Origin of the sequence: Terribacillus sp. DMT04 (assembly GCF_019056395.1) — a bacterium.
Lineage (GTDB): Bacteria > Bacillota > Bacilli > Bacillales > Amphibacillaceae > Terribacillus > Terribacillus aidingensis_A.
In genome coordinates this window covers 2,271,127-2,291,855 of sequence record NZ_CP077639.1, presented here as the reverse complement: position 1 = coordinate 2,291,855, position 20,729 = coordinate 2,271,127, and the positions used below count along the sequence as shown (strand labels likewise).

General features: G+C 45.2%; 14 protein-coding genes, 3 rRNA genes and 1 other annotated feature. Of the genes, 14 read left to right on the top strand and 3 right to left on the bottom strand.

The genetic code is table 11. From position 1 onward, the window contains the following. Nucleotides 1–12: 12 nt before the first annotated feature. Nucleotides 13–594: a tRNA 5-(aminomethyl)-2-thiouridylate-methyltransferase MnmM gene (locus tag KS242_RS12110; protein ID WP_371747544.1), complete on the bottom strand. Its 582-nt coding sequence runs from the start codon at nucleotides 592–594 to the stop codon at nucleotides 13–15. Nucleotides 595–771: 177 nt separating this feature from the next. On the opposite strand from KS242_RS12110, the gene KS242_RS12105 reads away from it, so the two are divergent. The 8 genes from KS242_RS12105 (at nucleotide 772) to KS242_RS12070 (ending at nucleotide 12,365) form a co-directional block, all read left to right on the top strand. Further along, nucleotides 772–1,728 carry a BMP family ABC transporter substrate-binding protein gene (locus tag KS242_RS12105; protein WP_217321567.1) on the top strand — a complete coding sequence of 319 codons (957 nt, stop codon included), beginning with the start codon at nucleotides 772–774 and terminating at the stop codon, nucleotides 1,726–1,728. Further along, nucleotides 1,725–3,386: a methyl-accepting chemotaxis protein gene (locus KS242_RS12100; protein WP_217321566.1), complete on the top strand. Its 1,662-nt coding sequence runs from the start codon at nucleotides 1,725–1,727 to the stop codon at nucleotides 3,384–3,386. The genes KS242_RS12105 and KS242_RS12100 overlap by 4 nt, the downstream gene beginning before the upstream one ends. A 41-nt stretch (nucleotides 3,387–3,427) precedes the next feature. Next, nucleotides 3,428–3,641 (top strand) — a binding site (T-box leader). A gap of 78 nt (nucleotides 3,642–3,719) precedes the next feature. Continuing rightward, nucleotides 3,720–6,134: a leucine--tRNA ligase gene (leuS, locus tag KS242_RS12095; protein ID WP_217321565.1), complete on the top strand. Its 2,415-nt coding sequence runs from the start codon at nucleotides 3,720–3,722 to the stop codon at nucleotides 6,132–6,134. Between the two features lie 63 nt (nucleotides 6,135–6,197). Further along, the gene (locus KS242_RS12090) at nucleotides 6,198–6,500 is read left to right on the top strand and encodes a rhodanese-like domain-containing protein (protein ID WP_217321564.1); all 303 of its coding nucleotides are present in this window, start codon (nucleotides 6,198–6,200) and stop codon (nucleotides 6,498–6,500) included. Between the two features lie 219 nt (nucleotides 6,501–6,719). Further along, nucleotides 6,720–8,281: ribosomal RNA gene (locus KS242_RS12085) — 16S ribosomal RNA — on the top strand. Between the two features lie 308 nt (nucleotides 8,282–8,589). Continuing rightward, nucleotides 8,590–11,514: ribosomal RNA gene (locus KS242_RS12080) — 23S ribosomal RNA — on the top strand. A gap of 251 nt (nucleotides 11,515–11,765) precedes the next feature. Further along, nucleotides 11,766–11,878 (top strand): 5S ribosomal RNA (rrf, locus tag KS242_RS12075). Together the 16S, 23S and 5S rRNA genes form the textbook arrangement of a ribosomal RNA operon. A 31-nt stretch (nucleotides 11,879–11,909) precedes the next feature. Next, a complete protein-coding gene (locus tag KS242_RS12070; RefSeq protein ID WP_256444548.1) occupies nucleotides 11,910–12,365 on the top strand; it encodes a GNAT family N-acetyltransferase in 456 nt (151 codons plus the stop codon). A gap of 20 nt (nucleotides 12,366–12,385) precedes the next feature. Here the strand turns inward: KS242_RS12070 and KS242_RS12065 are convergent, their stop codons facing one another. Next, nucleotides 12,386–13,654, bottom strand: a complete 1,269-nt coding sequence (locus KS242_RS12065) for a BaiN/RdsA family NAD(P)/FAD-dependent oxidoreductase (protein WP_217321562.1) — start codon at nucleotides 13,652–13,654, stop codon at nucleotides 12,386–12,388. Between the two features lie 105 nt (nucleotides 13,655–13,759). Between KS242_RS12065 and KS242_RS12060 the strand changes: the two genes are divergently transcribed. Next, complete coding sequence (locus KS242_RS12060) at nucleotides 13,760–15,403, top strand: putative polysaccharide biosynthesis protein (protein WP_217321561.1); 1,644 nt, start codon at nucleotides 13,760–13,762, stop codon at nucleotides 15,401–15,403. 3 nt (nucleotides 15,404–15,406) lie between these two features. Further along, nucleotides 15,407–16,129 carry a pseudouridine synthase gene (locus KS242_RS12055; RefSeq protein ID WP_217321560.1) on the top strand — a complete coding sequence of 241 codons (723 nt, stop codon included), beginning with the start codon at nucleotides 15,407–15,409 and terminating at the stop codon, nucleotides 16,127–16,129. A 65-nt stretch (nucleotides 16,130–16,194) separates the two neighbouring features. On the opposite strand, the gene KS242_RS12050 is transcribed toward KS242_RS12055, so the two are convergent. After that, nucleotides 16,195–16,413, bottom strand: a complete 219-nt coding sequence (locus KS242_RS12050) for a DeoR family transcriptional regulator (protein ID WP_077307963.1) — start codon at nucleotides 16,411–16,413, stop codon at nucleotides 16,195–16,197. A 167-nt stretch (nucleotides 16,414–16,580) separates the two neighbouring features. Between KS242_RS12050 and pepV the strand changes: the two genes are divergently transcribed. Genes pepV through KS242_RS12030 form a run of 4 tightly spaced genes read left to right on the top strand, consistent with a single transcriptional unit; the run spans nucleotide 16,581 to nucleotide 20,649 of the window. Continuing rightward, complete coding sequence (gene pepV / locus KS242_RS12045; protein WP_217321559.1) at nucleotides 16,581–17,999, top strand: dipeptidase PepV; 1,419 nt, start codon at nucleotides 16,581–16,583, stop codon at nucleotides 17,997–17,999. Further along, nucleotides 17,999–19,183 (top strand): MFS transporter, encoded by a 1,185-nt coding sequence (locus KS242_RS12040; protein ID WP_217321558.1) that lies wholly within the window; start codon nucleotides 17,999–18,001, stop codon nucleotides 19,181–19,183. The genes pepV and KS242_RS12040 overlap by 1 nt, the downstream gene beginning before the upstream one ends. Next, the gene (gene thpR, locus KS242_RS12035; RefSeq protein WP_217321557.1) at nucleotides 19,180–19,731 is read left to right on the top strand and encodes an RNA 2',3'-cyclic phosphodiesterase; all 552 of its coding nucleotides are present in this window, start codon (nucleotides 19,180–19,182) and stop codon (nucleotides 19,729–19,731) included. Before KS242_RS12040 ends, thpR begins: the two co-directional genes overlap by 4 nt. 6 nt (nucleotides 19,732–19,737) lie before the next feature. Then, nucleotides 19,738–20,649 carry an NERD domain-containing protein gene (locus KS242_RS12030; protein WP_217321556.1) on the top strand — a complete coding sequence of 304 codons (912 nt, stop codon included), beginning with the start codon at nucleotides 19,738–19,740 and terminating at the stop codon, nucleotides 20,647–20,649. The last annotated feature ends 80 nt before the right edge of the window (nucleotides 20,650–20,729 follow it).

Here is a 20,729-nt window from a genome sequence, read left to right as displayed (position 1 = left end):
GTCGCGCTTCTTTCATTTTTTCTTTTTCTTCTCAATTGCAATGATGAACGGGGGATTATTTTTTTGGTTAAGGAAGCGGTACTGCAAGACAGCGTACTGCTTTTGATCATACTCTTTAACGTGTGCAAGCAACCCTTCTTTTTCAATGGCGCCTTCCGCATGCCCATGATAGACAACGAGTACAATTCTTCCTCCAGGTTTCATGCTGTGGCGAATCTTCTCAATAGCTGTAATGGTACTTTCAGCATTTGTTGTAATGGCTTTGCTGCTGCCTGGAAGGTAACCGAGGTTAAAAATAGCGCCCGCAAGTTTTCCTTCATCCTCAGCGGTTATATAATGGTCGACGCGCTGGTGGCTGTCCAGAATCAACGTTGTATTTGTAACATCATGCATCGTTAGGTGTTTGCTTGTCATTTCGATTGCTTGTTCCTGTATATCGAATGCCAGCACCTTTCCTTTATCTCCAACTAACCGGCTCAATACGAGTGTATCGTTTCCGTTACCGCAAGTTGCATCAATGACGGTATCTCCTGGATGAATGACTTGTTCCATCAGTTCGTGCGCGTAAGCAATAACATGTTTTAACATTTCCATGAATCCTCTCTCTGACAAATTGTTCTCTCTTATTTTTACGCTACCTGCGGTTATTTAGCAAATCAAATCTCTCTTTTGTAAAAGAAAATTTACAAATACTTAACGGAAGACATGTAGAAACTTGTCGGAATAAGGACCATAGTAGGGGAGGTAGTAACATGAAGGGGGCACAAATACATGTTTAAGCGTATCCTATTACCTATATGCGTCCTCATCCTCTGCTATTTAGCTGGGTGTGCTGCTAATCCAGCTGCAGCTAAATTGGATGAAGAGAAACGTGTAGGAATCGTTCTGACAGAAGCAGGTCTCGGGGATCAGGAATTGAATGACCTGGCAATCGATGGGCTTACAAAAGCAAGAGACAGGCTCGATATTATTTATACATATAAAGAAATTACGGCAGACATGTCATATGAAAAGGCACTTCAAGAGCTGGCGGGAGAAAAGATGAATATAATCATCACACTTGAAGCTGAAGCAGGAGACGCTGTCGCTGAACAGGCCAAAGCCAATCCTGATATAACATACATAAGTTTTGGAACTGATTTAAAAGCGGATAATTTGTTTGGCTATCAATTCGATGCAGAAGAAGCTGGCTATTTGGCAGGCGTAACAGCAGCAACAATCACTAAGAGTGGAAAGATAGGATTTATTGGAGAATCGGACAGTCTGTATTTGGCGGGTTTTAGAGAAGGGATTGAAAACACCAATTCGGACACGCGGCTTTTAGTCCAAGAAGCGTCACCAGATGATCAGCGTGCTGGAAGTCAGTTATCAAAGGAACTGCTGAAAGAAGGGGCAGATGTACTTTTTGCTGATCCTGGAAAAGCAGGCAAAGCGGTGATAACACAAGCTGCACTGGCACATGCCTATGCTATTGGAGCTGGCGGCGATCAAGCCTATCTGGAACCTGAAGCAGTCGTCACATCAGCTATGCTGCAAGTTGACCATATTATTTTTGAGCTGCTCAAGCAGGACGACAAAGGTGAAGAGCTGCCGAGTGATGCAAATGTGGGCTTAGAAGAGCAAGGAGTTGGATTAAGTCCGATTGCAGTTGTCAGCATCACGGATAAAGTGGAGGGCAAAGTCCATGCTGCTGCTCAAGAGCTGATAGAAGCGGAGCGAGCCAAATGAAACTGACAAGGAAATTATTGTGGCAATCTATTTGTACAAGTGCGCTTGCTTTTGTACTGATTGCTTTCATCATTATGAGTATGATTCGTATTAATGCTTCCAGCTACGAACAAGTACAGCATCTGCTTCAGCTGCAGCAGCTCGACAGTGAGCTGCATAATGCCGGGCAAGTTTTACGGAATACTTCCACGATACGAACGGAAACATCAGCAGCGGATTTGCGCACCTATTTAGATCGAACTGAATCAAATTTTGAGCAGCTTTTATCTTCTTCTGAGGGACAGTCTGCAGTATACCTGGAGGCAGGTAAGGAGAAGTATGAGGAATGGCAAGGGGACGTAACCAGCCTTCTGACAAATGTAAACGAGATGGAGTCGCTGCGGTTATCCAGCCGCGTGGAAGGACTGCTGAATGATGTTTACATGGCAAACGCCTATAGTACGGCTGCTTATGAAGATGAACAGCTTGCTTTGCAAAATCAAATAACGTTTGTCATTGTGGTGTCTTTAATTGGTGTTTTGCTGCTTATTGTCGTCACAAATTATATTTCACGAAGAACAAGTAAATCCATTGCAGATCCTTTGTTGGCGCTTGCTTCCAGAACGAATCAAATTGCTGCCGGTGATTTGACTGTCGAGCCGATAGATAAGGCTGGTTCTTTGGAAATTAAACAAATGAACGAAGCATTCGGGCAAATGACGGAACAGCTGAAAGGGCTGATTGGTTCCATTGAAAAAGCAAGCAATGAGGTAGCTGGCATGTCACAAGAGATTGATAAAGATAATCAAGATCTTCAATCGCTGCATAATGACATTGCTGCTTCTGTAGGGGAAATCACGTCCGGTTCTCAGCGTATATCTGCTGATCTTCAGCAGACGGTGGAACTGATTGAGCAGATGGACAAGCAAGGCAAAGCGAACACTGTACTTGCGACAGAAACTGTGGAGCTCGGCAAACTTGCGTCTGGAGCTGCCACGCGCGGCCGGGAGACAGTAGTGAATCAACAGCAGCTTACGGTGAAGAATAACGAGAGCAGAGAACTGATGGAAGCCTCACTTCGAGACTTTACACAATATTCTCACCAAATTGAACAAATGGTTGCTTCTGTTTCTTCTGTGGCAGAGCAGACCAATTTACTTGCTTTAAATGCAGCAATAGAGGCTGCACGGGCCGGGGAAGCTGGGAAAGGCTTTGCAGTTGTGGCAGATGAAATTCGGAAGCTTGCGGATGAATCAAAAGTATCTGCAGATGCTATTTATAAATCGGTCGGTGCAATTCGCCAAGGCACAATGAGTCTATCGGATGCCGTTCAGTTCGGAAATGAGCTGGCGAAAGCGGAGGCTGCATCGATGGAAAGCATGGAGACATCCTTTGTCGAAATAGAAGAGAAGTTTCAAGCTATATCTGGTCGGCTGCAGCAAATTCAAAGCGGAAATACGCAATCAGAACGGCTCGGCGGTGACGTGTTGTCCCGTATGGAGCAAATCAACAGCACGTTGCAAGAAAATACAGCCAAAACGGATATTGTCCATCATTCGACAAATGAACAATATGAAGCTTATGAACAGCTGGCTGTAACAGTCAGTGAACTTGAGCGTGTAACAACTGACTTGCAGGAAGCAGTTTCTGTATTTCAGACAGAAGCTGCCGAATCTTGACAAACGCGGGACTGTTTCGTACACTGAACACAACAATACTGTGAACGATGAGGAGAAGGAGCAGTAGCAAGTTTAGCTCGGTCTAGAGAGACGGCACTTTTGGTGCAAGCCGTCCCAGCAGCTTGTGAACTCGCCTTCATAATTGCAAAAGGGAACTGCCAGTACTTTTTGCCGTTTTCCGCGTTAAGGAATGTCGAGCGGGCGCATTTGCGCTAAAGTTGGGTGGTACCGCGGGAGAAGTCTCTCGTCCCATTATTGGGATGAGAGGCTTTTTCTTTGTTTCACGGTCAGATTGTTCAAGTCAAGTTGAAGAGAGTACAGGAGGCACACAATATGTCATTCAACCATCATGAAATCGAAAAGAAATGGCAAGCTTATTGGGAAGAAAACAAAACATTTAAAACAAATACTTCCTCGGAAAAACCGAAGATGTACGCTCTGGATATGTTCCCGTATCCATCTGGGGCAGGTCTGCACGTCGGTCACCCGGAAGGTTATACGGCAACTGATATACTTTCTCGGATGAAACGGATGCAAGGTTATGAAGTACTTCATCCAATCGGCTGGGATGCATTTGGACTTCCGGCAGAACAGTATGCGCTTGATACAGGTAATGATCCAGAGGAGTTTACGAAGAAGAATATTGCTACGTTTACGAGACAGATTAAAGAGCTAGGTTTCTCTTATGACTGGGATCGTGAAATTAATACAACAGATCCGGATTATTATAAATGGACGCAGTGGATTTTCCTTCAATTGTATAAAAAAGGACTTGCTTATGTAGATGAAGTGGCTGTGAACTGGTGTCCAGCGCTGGGCACGGTACTTTCCAATGAAGAAGTTATTGATGGGAAGAGTGAACGAGGCGGCCATCCTGTTATCCGAAAGCCGATGAAACAATGGGTGCTTCGTATAACTGCTTATGCAGATCGTTTGCTGGAAGACCTTGATGAACTTGATTGGCCGGAAAATCTAAAAGAAATGCAGCGTAACTGGATCGGACGTTCAGAAGGTGCAGAAGTGACCTTCCGTATTGATGGAACAGAAGAAAGTTTTGATGTGTTTACTACACGTCCGGATACACTATTCGGAGCGACTTTCGCTGTTATTTCTCCAGAACACCCGCTTGTTGATACGATTACAACAGAAGCGCAGCGAGAAGCTGTAGATACGTATAAGCAGGAGGTAGCGGCGAAAAGTGATTTAGAGCGGACTGACCTTGCGAAAGAAAAAACAGGCGTATCCACTGGTGCTTATGCCATTAATCCTGTCAATGGCGAGAAGATGCCAATCTGGATTGCTGATTATGTTCTAATGAGCTACGGATCTGGAGCTATTATGGCAGTGCCGGCTCACGATGAGCGTGATTATGAATTTGCCAAAGCTTTCAATTTGCCGATTAAAGCTGTAATCGAAGGTGCTGATATCGAAAAAGAAGCACATACTGGCGAAGGAGCTCATATTAATTCTGATTTCTTAAATGGTATGAATAAGGAAGAAGCAATCACAGCTGCAATTGACTGGCTGGAAGAAAACAATCATGGATCAAAGAAAATCAGCTATCGCCTGCGTGATTGGTTATTCAGCCGTCAGCGTTATTGGGGAGAACCGATTCCAGTTATTCATTGGGAAGATGGCTCTATGACAGGCGTTCCAGAAGAAGAGCTGCCACTTGTTCTTCCGAAAACAGATGAAATTAAACCTTCAGGTACTGGAGAGTCACCGCTTGCTAACATTACTGACTGGGTGAATGTAACAGATCCGGAAACAGGTATGAAAGGGAAGCGCGAAACGCATACAATGCCGCAATGGGCAGGCAGCAGCTGGTACTTCCTTCGTTATATCGATCCGAAGAATGCAGATAAACTTGCTGACTTCGACACGCTGAAGGAATGGCTTCCGGTGGACGTTTATATTGGTGGGCAAGAGCATGCTGTACTCCACTTGCTGTATGCGCGTTTCTGGCACAAATTCTTATACGATATTGGTGCAGTACCAACAAAAGAACCTTTCCAGAAGCTGTATAACCAAGGCATGATTCTTGGAGAGAATAATGAGAAGATGAGTAAGTCCAAAGGGAATGTTGTAAACCCGGATGATGTCATTGACTCACATGGTGCGGATACGCTTCGTATGTACGAAATGTTCATGGGTCCTTTGGATGCTTCTATTGCGTGGTCTACAAATGGGTTAGACGGTTCCCGACGCTTCCTTGACCGCGTATGGCGTCTGTTTGTAACAGAAGAAGGAGAGCTTTCTGATAAAATCCAAGATACAGAAGCCGATGAACTGCAGAAGAGCTATCATGAAACAGTGAAAAAAGTGACAGAGGATTTCGAGGCACTGCGCTTTAACACGGGTATCTCTCAGATGATGGTCTTTATCAACGATTGTTATAAAGCTTCAGTTATCCCGCAGGAATTTGCGGAAGGTTTCGTAAAGATGCTTTCTCCAGTTGCACCGCATCTTACGGAAGAGTTGTGGAGTAAGCTGGGTTATGAAGATACAATCACGTATGCAGCATGGCCGGTATATGATGAGTCGAAACTCATTGAACAAGAAGTTGAGATTGTATTACAGGCGATGGGCAAGCTGCGGGCAAAAGTAACGGTGCCGCATGATGCATCAAAAGAAGAATTAGAGAAAATTGCACTTTCCAATGATCAAATGGCAAGCTGGCTTGAAGGAAAAACAGTTCGTAAAGTAGTCGTTGTTCCAGGCAAGCTAGTGAATGTAGTAGCAAATTAAATTAACAGTCCCTTCCGTATGACGGAAGGGGCTTACCTATTTGATAAGGGGGATTGATCACTAATGCGTAATATACAACCAGAAGAATTAGATGAACTAGTCGAAAACGGTACTTCATATAAGATAATCGATGTTAGGGAAGATGAGGAAGTTGAGCATGGTATGATACCAGGCGCAATTCATATTCCGATGCAGCAAGTGCCCGAGAAGCTGGCTGAGCTGCCGACAGAAGATACGTATGTACTTGTATGCCGGGGCGGTCATCGCAGCATGAACACTGCTATGTTCATGGAGAACCAGGGTTATGATGTCATTAACATGGATGGCGGTATGCTGGAATGGAAAGGTGAATTGGTATTCAAGTAAGGTGACAAGATACTGAGGAAGGCGTTCCGACGCTTTTCTCGCATTTATTCTATTTCTCTTTGAATCTATGTTGACAGACGCGGATAATGGTGATAGTATATATTTACTGTCGAAGGGCAGTTATTGATCTTTGAAAACTGAACAAAACAACCAATTACGAACTAAACGACATGGTCTTTTATAAGATCAACGTCAGCGCAAGAAGCAAAGCATCACACTTTCATGGAGAGTTTGATCTTGGCTCAGGACGAACGCTGGCGGCGTGCCTAATACATGCAAGTCGAGCGCAGGAAGCTAGATGATCCCTTCGGGGTGATTCTAGTGGAATGAGCGGCGGACGGGTGAGTAACACGTGGGCAACCTGCCTGTAAGACTGGGATAACTCCGGGAAACCGGGGCTAATACCGGATAGTATTTTCTTTCTCCTGATTGAAAATGGAAAGACGGTTTCGGCTGTCACTTACAGATGGGCCCGCGGTGCATTAGCTAGTTGGTGGGGTAATGGCCCACCAAGGCGACGATGCATAGCCGACCTGAGAGGGTGATCGGCCACACTGGGACTGAGACACGGCCCAGACTCCTACGGGAGGCAGCAGTAGGGAATCTTCCGCAATGGACGAAAGTCTGACGGAGCAACGCCGCGTGAGCGATGAAGGCCTTAGGGTCGTAAAGCTCTGTTGTCAGGGAAGAACAAGTACGAGAGTAACTGCTCGTACCTTGACGGTACCTGACCAGAAAGCCCCGGCTAACTACGTGCCAGCAGCCGCGGTAATACGTAGGGGGCAAGCGTTGTCCGGAATTATTGGGCGTAAAGGGCGTGTAGGCGGTTTCTTAAGTCTGATGTGAAAGCCCACAGCTTAACTGTGGAGGGTCATTGGAAACTGGGGAACTTGAGTGCAGAAGAGGAGAGTGGAATTCCACGTGTAGCGGTGAAATGCGTAGATATGTGGAGGAACACCAGTGGCGAAGGCGACTCTCTGGTCTGTAACTGACGCTGAGGCGCGAAAGCGTGGGGAGCAAACAGGATTAGATACCCTGGTAGTCCACGCCGTAAACGATGAGTGCTAGGTGTTAGGGGGTTTCCGCCCCTTAGTGCTGAAGTTAACGCATTAAGCACTCCGCCTGGGGAGTACGGCCGCAAGGCTGAAACTCAAAAGAATTGACGGGGGCCCGCACAAGCGGTGGAGCATGTGGTTTAATTCGAAGCAACGCGAAGAACCTTACCAGGTCTTGACATCCGCTGACAACCTTGGAGACAAGGCATTCCCTTCGGGGACAGCGTGACAGGTGGTGCATGGTTGTCGTCAGCTCGTGTCGTGAGATGTTGGGTTAAGTCCCGCAACGAGCGCAACCCTTGATTCTAGTTGCCAGCATTCAGTTGGGCACTCTAGAGTGACTGCCGGTGACAAACCGGAGGAAGGTGGGGATGACGTCAAATCATCATGCCCCTTATGACCTGGGCTACACACGTGCTACAATGGATGGTACAAAGGGCAGCAAGACCGCGAGGTTAAGCAAATCCCATAAAACCATTCTCAGTTCGGATTGCAGGCTGCAACTCGCCTGCATGAAGCCGGAATCGCTAGTAATCGCGGATCAGCATGCCGCGGTGAATACGTTCCCGGGCCTTGTACACACCGCCCGTCACACCACGAGAGTTGGTAACACCCGAAGTCGGTGAGGTAACCTTTTGGAGCCAGCCGCCGAAGGTGGGATCAATGATTGGGGTGAAGTCGTAACAAGGTAGCCGTATCGGAAGGTGCGGCTGGATCACCTCCTTTCTAAGGATAAATTGGAAAAGGTGAAGCGACTGTTTAAAAGCGTACGGATAGATTAGATCGGTTACAGTCTCCTGGTTTTGGAGTCGGGAAACGAGATGAACTATACGCTAGCTTTTAGGAGCGGAACCTAGACAATGGAACTACTACTTCGTAGTAGACAAGTCGTAATTGGTTGTTTGTTCAGTTTTGAGAGATCAATCTCTCTTGTGAACCTTGAAAACTAGATAAGAAACAACATGCCAGAACATCAAACTTTAAAGCAAAGACAATTTTTATTGTCGCGAATTTTTAGCATCATGCGTTTAATTAGTTAAGTGAAGAAGGGCGCACGGTGGATGCCTTGGCACTAGGAGCCGATGAAGGACGGGACTAACACCGATATGCTTCGGGGAGCTGTAAGTAAGCTTTGATCCGGAGATTTCCGAATGGGGGAACCCACTATTCGTTATTGGATAGTACGTATCACTGAATACATAGGTGATATGAGGCAGACCCGGGGAACTGAAACATCTCATTACCCGGAGGAAGAGAAAGAAAAATCGATTTCCTGAGTAGCGGCGAGCGAAACGGAATTAGCCCAAACCAGAAGGCTTGCCTTCTGGGGTTGTAGGACACTCCTTTGGAGTTACAAAGAAACCATGTAAATGAAGCGGCTTGGAATGGCCCGCCATAGAAGGTAAGAGCCCTGTATTTGAAATGTGGTTTCCTCCGGAGTGTATCCTGAGTACGGCGGAACACGTGAAATTCCGTCGGAATCCGGGAGGACCATCTCCCAAGGCTAAATACTCCCTAGTGACCGATAGTGAACCAGTACCGTGAGGGAAAGGTGAAAAGCACCCCGGAAGGGGAGTGAAATAGAACCTGAAACCGTGTGCCTACAAGTAGTCGAAGCCCGTTAATGGGTGACGGCGTACCTTTTGTAGAATGGACCGGCGAGTTACGATCCCCTGCAAGGTTAAGTTGTATAGACGGAGCCGCAGCGAAAGCGAGTCTGAATAGGGCGATATAGTAGGTGGTCGTAGACCCGAAACCGTGTGATCTACCCATGTCCAGGGTGAAGGTCAGGTAACACTGACTGGAGGCCCGAACCCACGCACGTTGAAAAGTGCGGGGATGAGGTGTGGGTAGGGGTGAAATGCCAATCGAACACGGAGATAGCTGGTTCTCTCCGAAATAGCTTTAGGGCTAGCCTCAAAGGATGATGGTTGGAGGTAGAGCACTGATTGGACTAGGGGCCCTCATCGGGTTACCGAATTCAGTCAAACTCCGAATGCCAATCAATCTACTTTGGGAGTCAGACCATGGGTGATAAGGTTCATGGTCGAAAGGGAAACAGCCCAGACCGCCAGCTAAGGTCCCAAAGTGTGTGTTAAGTGGAAAAGGATGTGGCGTTGCTTAGACAACCAGGATGTTGGCTTAGAAGCAGCCATCATTTAAAGAGTGCGTAATAGCTCACTGGTCGAGTGACGCTGCGCCGAAAATATACCGGGGCTAAACACACCACCGAAGCTGCGGATTGACATCTACGATGTCAGTGGTAGGAGAGCGTTCTAAGGGCAGTGAAGGTCGATCGTGAGGACGGCTGGAGCGCTTAGAAGTGAGAATGCCGGTATGAGTAGCGAAAAAAGAGTGAGAATCTCTTTCATCGAAAGCCCAAGGTTTCCTGAGGAAGGCTCGTCCGCTCAGGGTTAGTCGGGGCCTAAGCCGAGGCCGAAAGGCGTAGGCGATGGACAACAGGTTGATATTCCTGTACCACCTAAATCCGCTTGAACGATGGGGGGACGCAGGAGGATAAGGAAAGCGCGCTGCTGGTTATGCGCGTCCAAGCCGTGAGGAAGTTGAGCAGGCAAATCCACTCAACAATATTCCAGGCGGTTATGGGGAGGGAAATTTAGTACCGAAGTTCCTGATTTCACACTGCCAAGAAAAGCCTCTAGTGAGGAAATAGGTGCCCGTACCGCAAACCGACACAGGTAGGCACGGTGAGTAACCGAAGATGATCGGGAGAACTCTCGTTAAGGAACTCGGCAAAATGACCCCGTAACTTCGGGAGAAGGGGTGCTTCTTTTTAGGAGAAGCCGCAGTGAAAAGGCCCAAGCGACTGTTTAGCAAAAACACAGGTCTCTGCAAAGCCGTAAGGCGAAGTATAGGGGCTGACACCTGCCCGGTGCTGGAAGGTTAAGGGGAATGGTTAGGGACTTCGTCCCGAAGCTGTGAACCGAAGCCCCAGTAAACGGCGGCCGTAACTATAACGGTCCTAAGGTAGCGAAATTCCTTGTCGGGTAAGTTCCGACCCGCACGAAAGGTGCAACGACTTGGGCACTGTCTCAACGAGAGACCCGGTGAAATTATACTATGCGTGAAGATGCGCATTACCCGCGACAGGACGGAAAGACCCCGTGGAGCTTTACTGTAGCCTGATATGGAATGTTGGTACAGCTTGTACAGGATAGGTGGGAGCCTTAGAAACCGGAGCGCTAGCTTCGGTGGAGGCATCCGTGGGATACCACCCTGGCTGTATTGACATTCTAACCCAGAACCGTTATCCGGTTCGGAGACAGTGTCAGGTGGGCAGTTTGACTGGGGCGGTCGCCTCCCAAAGAGTAACGGAGGCGCCCAAAGGTTCCCTCAGAATGGTTGGAAATCATTCGTAGCGTGCAAAGGCAGAAGGGAGCTTGACTGCGAGACCTACAAGTCGAGCAGGGACGAAAGTCGGGCTTAGTGATCCGGCGGTGCCGTATGGAAGGGCCGTCGCTCAACGGATAAAAGCTACCCCGGGGATAACAGGCTTATCTCCCCCAAGAGTCCACATCGACGGGGAGGTTTGGCACCTCGATGTCGGCTCATCGCATCCTGGGGCTGTAGTCGGTCCCAAGGGTTGGGCTGTTCGCCCATTAAAGCGGTACGCGAGCTGGGTTCAGAACGTCGTGAGACAGTTCGGTCCCTATCCGTCGTGGGCGTTGGAAGTTTGAGAGGAGCTGTCCTTAGTACGAGAGGACCGGGATGGACGCACCGCTGGTGCACCAGTTGTTCCGCCAGGAGCATAGCTGGGTAGCTACGTGCGGAAGGGATAAGTGCTGAAAGCATCTAAGCATGAAGCCCCCCTCAAGATGAGACTTCCCATCATTTTAAATGAGTAAGATCCCTCAGAGACGATGAGGTAGATAGGTTCGAGGTGGAAGCGTGGTGACACGTGCAGCTGACGAATACTAATCGATCGAGGACTTAACTAAAATGAAAAGCGGAAAAGGCCGTTTAGAAACGTAAGGATAAGTAAGAGGCTGTAAAGGGGAATTTTCCCTTGAAGGGCTATTGCTTATACTGGAGTTTCTGGCCTTTGGAGCTGGATCTAGCTCAACGCAGCTAGAACTTAGTAAGTCAACGCCAAAGACCAAGCACTCCGGTGCTTGGCAGCGCATGAGATGTAAAAGCATGAAGTTTCTTATCTAGTTTTGAGGGTTCATTCAATTGAATCTTTGAATTGTCTGGTGGTAATAGCGAAGAGGTCACACCTGTTCCCATGCCGAACACAGTAGTTAAGCTCTTCAGCGCCGATGGTAGTTGGGTTCGCCCTGTGAGAGTAGGACGCTGCCAGGCAAGATAAATCCCTGATCATTTTTGATCAGGGATTTTTTGTTATAGAGAAAGGGGAGGAGAAAGTTATCTTTCGCCGGAGGATTTTGAAGAGTTGATTAAATCAGATCAGCAAGAACCATATAATCTTTGTCTTGTAGCTTGTGATGACAAAAGCGTTATCGGTTATTGCAGATGCGAAGGGAATAAATTGAAACGTCAGCAGCACCAAGTCACATTCGGCATTGCAATACGAAAGGACTATTGGGGATACGGGATAGGTAAGCAAATGCTACACAAGGTAATAGATTGGGCAGAGGATTATCAAATACATAAAATTAATTTATCCGTACTGAAAGCTAATAAACGTGCTGTAGCTTTATATGAAACGTTTGGGTTCCAAATGGAAGGCTGTTTAAAGGACGATAAAAGACTTCGTGACGGTAAATTATACGATACACTACTTATGGCATGGTTTAATGTTAAGAAATACAAGAAACCCTCCATTTAGATGATGGAGGGTTTCTTGTATCAATTTTTAACGGATGAAGCTTCCCACGCTGCATGCATACCAGCTACGCGGCCAGTTACTAAAGCAGAAGTAATATTATAACCACCAGTATAGCCATGAATATCAAGAATTTCACCACAGAAATATAAACCGTGCATGAACTTTGATTGCATCGTAGTTGGAACCACTTCTTTCACTGAGACGCCTCCGCCAGTAACAAACGCTTTTTCAATTGGCTGTGAGCCGTTAACAGGGAAAGTGAAACCTTTTACCAAGCTAATAAACTGCACAAGATTTTCCCGGGAAATATTTGCTGCTTTTGTCTCGGAAGATATTTCTGCCTTTTCCAGCAGAAAATCTAAATAACGCTCTGGTACGATGCCTTTTACAAGATTGCGAAAAGCTTTCTTCGGCTGATCAGTCATCGTTTTTGAAATTTCTTCTGTTAAGACATGTTCTTTCTTATTTGGTACAGCGTCAATATGAATTGTTACTTCTTCTCGGCCTTTCATAAATTCTTTGACCACATATTGTGAGCAGCGTAAAACAGCTGGGCCAGATATACCGAAATGCGTAAATAGCATGTCCATCTGATGTGTGATGATAGTTTTATCCTTCGCATTCAGCACACTCACCGCTACATCGCGTAATGCGAGCCCTTGCAGCTGTTTCTGCTTGATGAAAGCTGCAGAAGAAAGAAGCGGCACTTCGGTCGGATAAAGCGTGGTAATCGTATGCCCAGCTTTTTTAGCCCATGCATAGCCATCGCCTGTACTGCCCGTGTGCGGTACTGCTTTTCCACCAACGGCAACAATAACAGCCCCAGCACTGATTTTTTCTCCGTCTTTTAAAATAACATCGTGCTGCTCTTCTCCATAGTGAACAGCTTTTACAGGCGTTTCTGTGCGAACATGTACATGCAGCGCATCCATTCGATTAAGCAGTGCTTGTACAACAGATTTTGCTGAGTTGCTGACCGGGAACATACGACCATGGTCCTCTTCCTTGAGCTTTACCCCAAGATTCTCAAAGAAATCGATAATATCGTAATTATTAAATATAGAGAAAGCACTATATAAAAATTTTCCATTACCCGGAATATGTTTGATGACTTCATCCTGCGGCAGGCGATTTGTCACATTACATCTGCCGCCTCCGGATATAGCGAGTTTGTTACCTAGTTTCTTGCCTTTATCAATCAAAAGCGTGGCAGCACCGTGCTCAGCAGCTGAAATGGCTGCCATTAGTCCAGATGGGCCGCCTCCGATTACAATTACATCGTAATTCATGCGTGTTCTTCCTTTCTGCTGATGGGATTCAATCGAATTCTTCCATCAGGTCTACTTTATGATAAAATAGATTCATTGGATTTTAAAGAGGAGTTTGGTGAATAAATGGCTTTGTCGACTATAATTCGCGGGACTTTGCTGCTAACAGCAGCTTCTTTCCTGTCGAAGTTTCTAGGGATTATTTATGTTATCCCATTTAATGCTTTAGTAGGTGCCTCTGGTGGGGCGTTATTCAGTTATGCCTATGTTCCTTATAATATACTAATTAGTATCTCGACAATCGGTATACCATTAGGTGTATCTAAGTTTGTATCAAAATACAATGGTTTGGGTGATTACCGAACAAGTCAGCGTGTCTTGCATAAAGGTATGTCTATTATGGTTGTTACAGGAGCAGTAGCCTTTTTAGTCATGTACTTTGGAGCTGACCTCATTGCACAATGGAGTGTAGGAGGCAATGAGGAAGGATTCTCAAGTGAAGCAGTTGCTTATGTTATTAGGCTTGTGAGCTTTGCTAACCTCATTATTCCTGCTATGAGTATTGTGCGAGGATTCTTCCAAGGAAATCAATCTATGGGACCTACTGCTGTATCTCAGGTAGTGGAACAGGTAGTACGTATTGTCTTTTTACTACTTGCCGTTTATCTCGCTATCAATGTCTTTCATCAGAACACAGCTGTAGCTGTAGGATATGCGACATTTGCAGCTTTTATAGGTGCACTAGCTTCCTGTGTTGTATTGTATGTATACTGGAGAGCCAGAAAACCACATCTTAAGTTAAGAATGAAACAGCAAAAAGTTCAACCTGCGCAAATAACGGATAAGACAATCATAAAAGAATTGTTAAGTTATGCTGGACCGTTCGTTGTAACTGGTATTGCAACTACACTTTACCAGTTTATTGATCAGTTTACGATGGTGAGAGCGCTCACAGCAATTGGTCAAGATGGAAAGGTAGCGAAAGCGCTGTATGGGATTATTAACTTATATGGACACAAAATAATCACTATACCTATGACTCTTTCTATAGGACTTTCCTTAGCCGCAGTACCAGCACTCACACGAGCATTTTTCTCAAATGATCGGAAATTGTATCTGAAGCAAATAAATCAGTCATTACAAATTGTCTTATTTTTAATATTCCCAGCCAGTGTAGGTATTGCGCTATTAGGTAATGAAGCGTACACAGCTTTCTATGGTACAAGTGACGTTTTAAACCTAGGAGCGGGTAAACTAATGATGTGGTACGCGCCTGTGGCCTTACTGTTTGCCCTATTTACAACAACGTCATCCATTTTGCAGGGAATCAATGAGCAGCGCTTCTCTGTCATTAGTTTGACAGCAGGGCTGTTAGTAAAGATTTTCTTCAATATTCCGCTTATGCATGCTTTCGGAGCGAAGGGTGCTATTTTTGGGACGGCTTTGGCTGTCGGAATCGCGACAGTATTGAATTACATTAAAATGAAGCATGCATTAAAATTTCCAGCGCAGCAGCTAAGAAAGCGGGCCATGTTAATTTTAATCTTCACAGCTATCATGTCTGTTGTTGTCTTAATCGTAAAATTCCTGCTTGGGTTTGCATTAACTTATGAAGATGGAAGAATTGCATCAGCTGTTATGGTCATTGTGTGTGCGATAGCTGGTGGGTCTGTTTATATGATCCTTGCTTATAAATCTACCTTGCTGGAACGGGTGCTAGGAAATCGTATTGGATTTTTAGATCGTTTAATGAAAAGAAAGAAGGACTAACAAATGAGATTAGACAAGTTACTTGCCAATATGGGTTTTGGCAGCAGAAAAGAAGTAAAAGGGTTATTAAAAAATGGTGCCATTACCGTAAATGGCACTCCGGTGAAGTCGCCATCAATTCACGTGGATGAAAACAAAGATAATGTTCAAGTGAATGGGGAGAAGGTAGAGTATCGGGAATTCATTTATTTGATGATGCATAAGCCGCCGGGTCTTGTGTCGGCAACAGAAGATAAGCGTGATGAAACGGTGGTAGACATCCTGCAGCCGGAAGATCGACTTTTTGAGCCGTTTCCTGTTGGTCGTTTAGACAAGGACACGGAAGGCTTGCTTTTATTAACAAATGACGGCACGCTTTCTCATCAGCTGCTATCGCCAAAAAAACATGTGCAAAAGCTTTATTATGCTCAAATTAATGGAGAAGTTACCGAGCAGACAATTAAACAATTCGAAGCAGGCGTTACGCTGGATGATGAGTATGTTACAAAGCCGGCTATTTTGAAGATACTGAAGGCTGGACCTGTTTCTGAGATTGAAATCATTATTACAGAAGGCAAATTTCATCAGATTAAGCGGATGTTTGAAGCTGTAAATATGGAAGTAACGTATTTAAAGCGTCTTCAGATGGGCAGTTTGAAGCTGGATGAAGATCTTCAGCTAGGCGAATATCGGGAACTTTCTGATGAAGAACTAAGCAGTTTAATGGAGCACACAAAAAAGAGCTGATCTGAGAACAGATCAGCTTGCCTTATAGGTAAGTTATGTTTGTTACATAGGTTGTACGATTTGAATCAAGAGATTTTGACTTTTTTTGATGTCGTAGACCAAACCCCCCGATGAGGACTTTGTACTAAACCGTTATACTCCAGCACGTTAAGATCGCGCTGCACTGTACGGTCTGTAATACCAAATTCTTCAGCCAATTCAGTAGTAGAAACTGTTTCCCTTTCTCTGATAAAAAGATAGACAGCTTTTACCCGGTTTAGCATTCGGGATGTTGATTGATTCAAAAAACCACTCCTTAATTTTACATAAGAATCGGTGGTGCTTCTAAATCTCTTTCTACCCGTATTTTACAATAATTAATCAAAGAAGGCTAGGAGATAGGTTAAATTTTCTGTTAATTTATTTTACAATAAGTGTATAAGAATATTAATAAAGCTTTAGGAGGCGATGAATGATGGAGAAAATCGACTGGTATGAAAAGGCATCTGCTTATAAGGACAATTATGTAGATATGTTAAAAGGTCTTATATCGATTCCAAGTGTGTATGACGAATCGTCAAAAACAGACAAGATGCCGTTCGGCGAGCAAATTGATTCAGCGCTTCGTTATATGCTGGATACAGGCAAGCGCGATAGCTTTGTCACGAAGTATGTGGACGGTTATGCGGGCCATATCGAATATGGCCAAGGCAGCGGTTTGGTTGGTGTGCTCGGCCATTTGGACGTTGTTCCTGCAGATGGAGAATGGACGTATGGTGCGTTTACTCCGACGCTTTCAGAAGGTCGTCTTTTTGGCAGAGGAACATTGGACGATAAAGGACCGGTTGTCGCTGCCTACTTTGCGATGAAACTGCTGAAAGACAGCGGTTATGAGCCAAAAAAGCGAATTCGGCTCATTATGGGGACCGATGAAGAAAGAGACTGGCAGTGCATGGAGCATTATTTTAAATATGAAGAAATGCCAGATACCGGCTTCACACCTGATGCTGACTTTCCGCTGATTTATGCTGAGAAAGGCATTATCGACGGCTACATTTCGCTGCCTCCTGTGGCAGCACAAAGCGACATGCTTCGACTTGTTCGCTTTCATGGAGGAAAAGCTTTAAATATGGTTCCCGGCAAGGCCGAGGCCACCCTTTCAGGGACAGATTTAACAGCTGTAGAGCAAGCATTCGCTGTGTATTTAGCGGCTGCAGGGATCAACGGCAAAGCAGAAGTGAAAGAAAATAATATTTTACTGAGCGTGTCTGGCAAAGCGGCACACGGCTCAACTCCGGAGAAAGGTCGCAATAGCGTTATCGTACTGGCTAAGTTTCTCCAATCGCTCCCACTTCATGCTGATGTAACCGACAAGCTGAATTGGCTAGTGGAGAAATTCGAGGATTACAATGGGAAAGGAATAGGATTGGGATTATCGGATGATGTATCTGGTCCATTGACGCTCAATCTTGGTGAATGCACGATGACAGAGACGGATAGCTGGTCCATTGGCGTTAATATTCGTTACCCTGTAACAGTAGCATACGATACGGTGAAAGAAAATCTATTGAAACAGCTTGCTGAAACGGGGGCCGGATTCAAACAAACATCGCATTTAGCTTCGCTTTATGTAGAGAAGGATGATCCATTAGTCGAAACATTGGTCGATGTTTACCGCCGACAGACGGGTGATCAAACAGATATCTTGGCAATCGGAGGAGGAACATATGCGCGTGCGATGAAAAAAGGAGTCGCTTTTGGTCCGCTATTTCAGGGCGCACCAGACAGTGCCCATCAACAGGATGAGCATATCCTGCTTGATGATATGCTTCGCGCTATTGCCATTTATGCAGAATCACTTTACCTGCTGACGAAGGATGATCAGATCTAATGCGTGCTGAAACGAAAACAACTTACCGATCTTTTCAGTACTTTTACCTGACAGCTTTTCTTTCTAATGGATCTTTATTTCCGCTGTTGGCAGTGTTTCTGCAAGAAGAGAAGCAGCTGAATTCAGTGCTAGTTGGTCTGATTGTGGCAGCAATTCCGCTTGTAAACACAGTTATGGAGCCAGTTTGGGGTCTATTGAGTGATTACACTCGAAAACCATTGCGTTTGTTAGCAGCAGCATTAGCTGCTGCTGCAGCGCTTGCATTCATTTATTTATTTTATGATCATTACGCTTTGCTGTTAATTGGCATGCTGTCTATTGCTGTTTTTCAAGCAGCAGTTATACCTTTATCGGACAGTATGGCTTTAGGTTTTGTGGAGCAACACAAACTGGTCTATGGAAATATCCGCTTGTGGGGCGCTATTGGGTTTGCTGTCGCTTCTTTCTTAATGGGATATATAACGGATATGGCCGGATCATTGGATTGGATCTTTGTTGCATACGGGGTTTGTTTGCTGCTGGCATTACCGGCTTTGCGTAAATTTCCGCGGCAAGGATATGACATTGCTGCTGTCTCCATGAAAGAAGGACTGCAGACTTTACGCAAAAACAAACCGTTCTTGCTGTTTCTGGCGTCTAACTTTCTTATCTTTGGTCCCATACTGGCAAACAATTTTTATTTTGGGACATTCATTTTGGCTGCCGGAGGCACACTAAGTGCTGTAGGTATTGCTTTCTTCCTTGGAGCTGGCAGTGAAGCACCTTTTATGAAACTGGCGCACCGTATTATTGGGAAGATGAGCATTTTGCATGTTGTTATATTAAGTGCCAGCGTCTCTGGAGCACGGTGGGTACTTTATATGTTCGATCCGCCGCTCGCAGTTATTTTTATCACAACCATTATTCAAGGATTGTCCATTGGCCTCTATGTGCCGGCTGCTTTACTTTATATAAGAAGCGCTGCACCATCGTCTGTGCAGGCTACTGCAATTGCCCTTTATTCTGCCGTCGGAACTGGACTGGGCAATGCGTTCTTTAATCTTATCGGCGGTGTCGTTATAGAGACTGCTACTGTTTATCATATGTATGGCTTGTTCGCAGTAACGACATTCTTGGGCGTTGTTATTCTGTTTGTCGTAAAACGCATGACGAACGCATTAACAGGGAAAAGAGGGATAGCGTGAGTACACATTATTTCATCGGAATTGGATTAGGCACCTCGATTCAAGCAGCGCTCGCTGACTGGCAGGACGAATTGAAAGCTTATGTGCCGATGAAACAATGGCCAAGACCAGAGGAATTTCATATAACATTGCAGTTTCTTGGTGCTACGTCAGACCAGCAGCTGGATCAATTGACTGAAGCATGGCAAACGCAGCAGTTCGGAAAGGCATTTGCATTGGATGCAGCTGGTGTTGATGTATTTGGCAGTCCAAAACAGCCCCGTGTTGTCTGGGCAGGTGTAAAACCGCATGATCCGCTGCAGCAGCTGTACCAACATGTAATAACTGCAACAGCAAAAGCTGGATTCGAACAAGAAAACCGGCCCTACCGCCCTCATATTACGCTCGGTAAAAGATGGGGATCAGGCAACGTGGAGGGGCCGCTGCCGCTGCCGGAAAAACAGCTTGCTAAAACGATTTTAGTAGATAAAGTGACGCTATATCGAATTGAACCAGGTAAACGTCCAAAGTACGTTCCTGTACTGGTGAAAGATTTGGAAAAGGAGTGAAACAATGTGGCTCAATTAATTAAGCTGCATGAATATATATCGCGGTATGAGCAGCATCCTTATCGATACCCCAGCCAATTCATTAAGTTGAAGAAAGAGAACTGGGGAAAAACACAAAAAGATTGGGAGCAGCAGCAAGCTGCTCCATTCAATACAGAGGTAGAAAAAGCAGAAGAACCAGCAAAAAAGCCATGGTATCAAGTTTTTCAAAGAAAAGAAGATCAACCTGATTCTGAAGAAGAACAAAAAACTGTTTATACAGCGCCTACAGAACAAGTATTAAAACAGGATTTCCTAGAAGAGCTTTTTGAGTTTCAGCTGAAGTGGGCAACATCTACCTTGGGAGAATTCTCTTTTTATGATCATCAATTTAAGAAAGACCCTATTCTTCGTTATTTTTTAAAACGGTTTCCCGATACGTTCTTTGTGATGTATAAACCTGTCTTCGAAGTAAAGCAGACAACGATGGAAGCTGAAACGATTTTGATTCATCCGCTTGGTATTGAGATTATTTCTGTATTGGAAGACAAGCCGGATGTCCTATTTTGGGCTTCGGAAGAACGGACGTGGAAAAGAGAGAAGAAAGGGCAGTTTACAAACTTCATCAGTCCGATGCTGTCACTTAACCGAACAGAAAGATTAGTTCAAAGTATCTTGCGTAAACACGAGGTAGAACTGCCAGTAACAAAAGTTGTATTGAGCAGAGAGAATGCCATACGATTTAACAGTGAACCGCGGAACACACAAATTATTGGCAGTCAAAAGCATGCAGATTGGCTGATGGGAAAACGGCAGGAGCAGATTGCGTTAAAGCATGTGCAGCTGCGTGCTGCTGAAGTCCTGCTTGAGCACGCGTATACGAAGGCTGTCCGACGTCCGGAATGGGAAACAGAAGAGAAAGAAGAATTTTTTAGTTAAATAAGCGGTTTTTGCAGATAATCGTATTGATAAAACCATAGAAAATGTTGTAATCTAAAGTATGTCTGTCGATTTTGATC

Bases quoted from the DNA above. Each gene is read 5' to 3' on its own strand.
- KS242_RS12105 (WP_217321567.1), top strand. From the start codon at position 772: ATGTTTAAGCGTATCCTATTACCTATATGCGTCCTCATCCTCTGCTAT.
- KS242_RS12100 (WP_217321566.1), top strand. From the start codon at position 1,725: ATGAAACTGACAAGGAAATTATTGTGGCAATCTATTTGTACAAGTGCG.
- KS242_RS12040 (WP_217321558.1), top strand. From the start codon at position 17,999: ATGCGTGCTGAAACGAAAACAACTTACCGATCTTTTCAGTACTTTTAC.
- KS242_RS12065 (WP_217321562.1), bottom strand. From the start codon at position 13,654: ATGAATTACGATGTAATTGTAATCGGAGGCGGCCCATCTGGACTAATG.
- KS242_RS12110 (WP_371747544.1), bottom strand. From the start codon at position 594: ATGGAAATGTTAAAACATGTTATTGCTTACGCGCACGAACTGATGGAA.
- KS242_RS12090 (WP_217321564.1), top strand. From the start codon at position 6,198: ATGCGTAATATACAACCAGAAGAATTAGATGAACTAGTCGAAAACGGT.
- KS242_RS12060 (WP_217321561.1), top strand. From the start codon at position 13,760: ATGGCTTTGTCGACTATAATTCGCGGGACTTTGCTGCTAACAGCAGCT.
- pepV (WP_217321559.1), top strand. From the start codon at position 16,581: ATGATGGAGAAAATCGACTGGTATGAAAAGGCATCTGCTTATAAGGAC.
- leuS (WP_217321565.1), top strand. From the start codon at position 3,720: ATGTCATTCAACCATCATGAAATCGAAAAGAAATGGCAAGCTTATTGG.
- KS242_RS12055 (WP_217321560.1), top strand. From the start codon at position 15,407: ATGAGATTAGACAAGTTACTTGCCAATATGGGTTTTGGCAGCAGAAAA.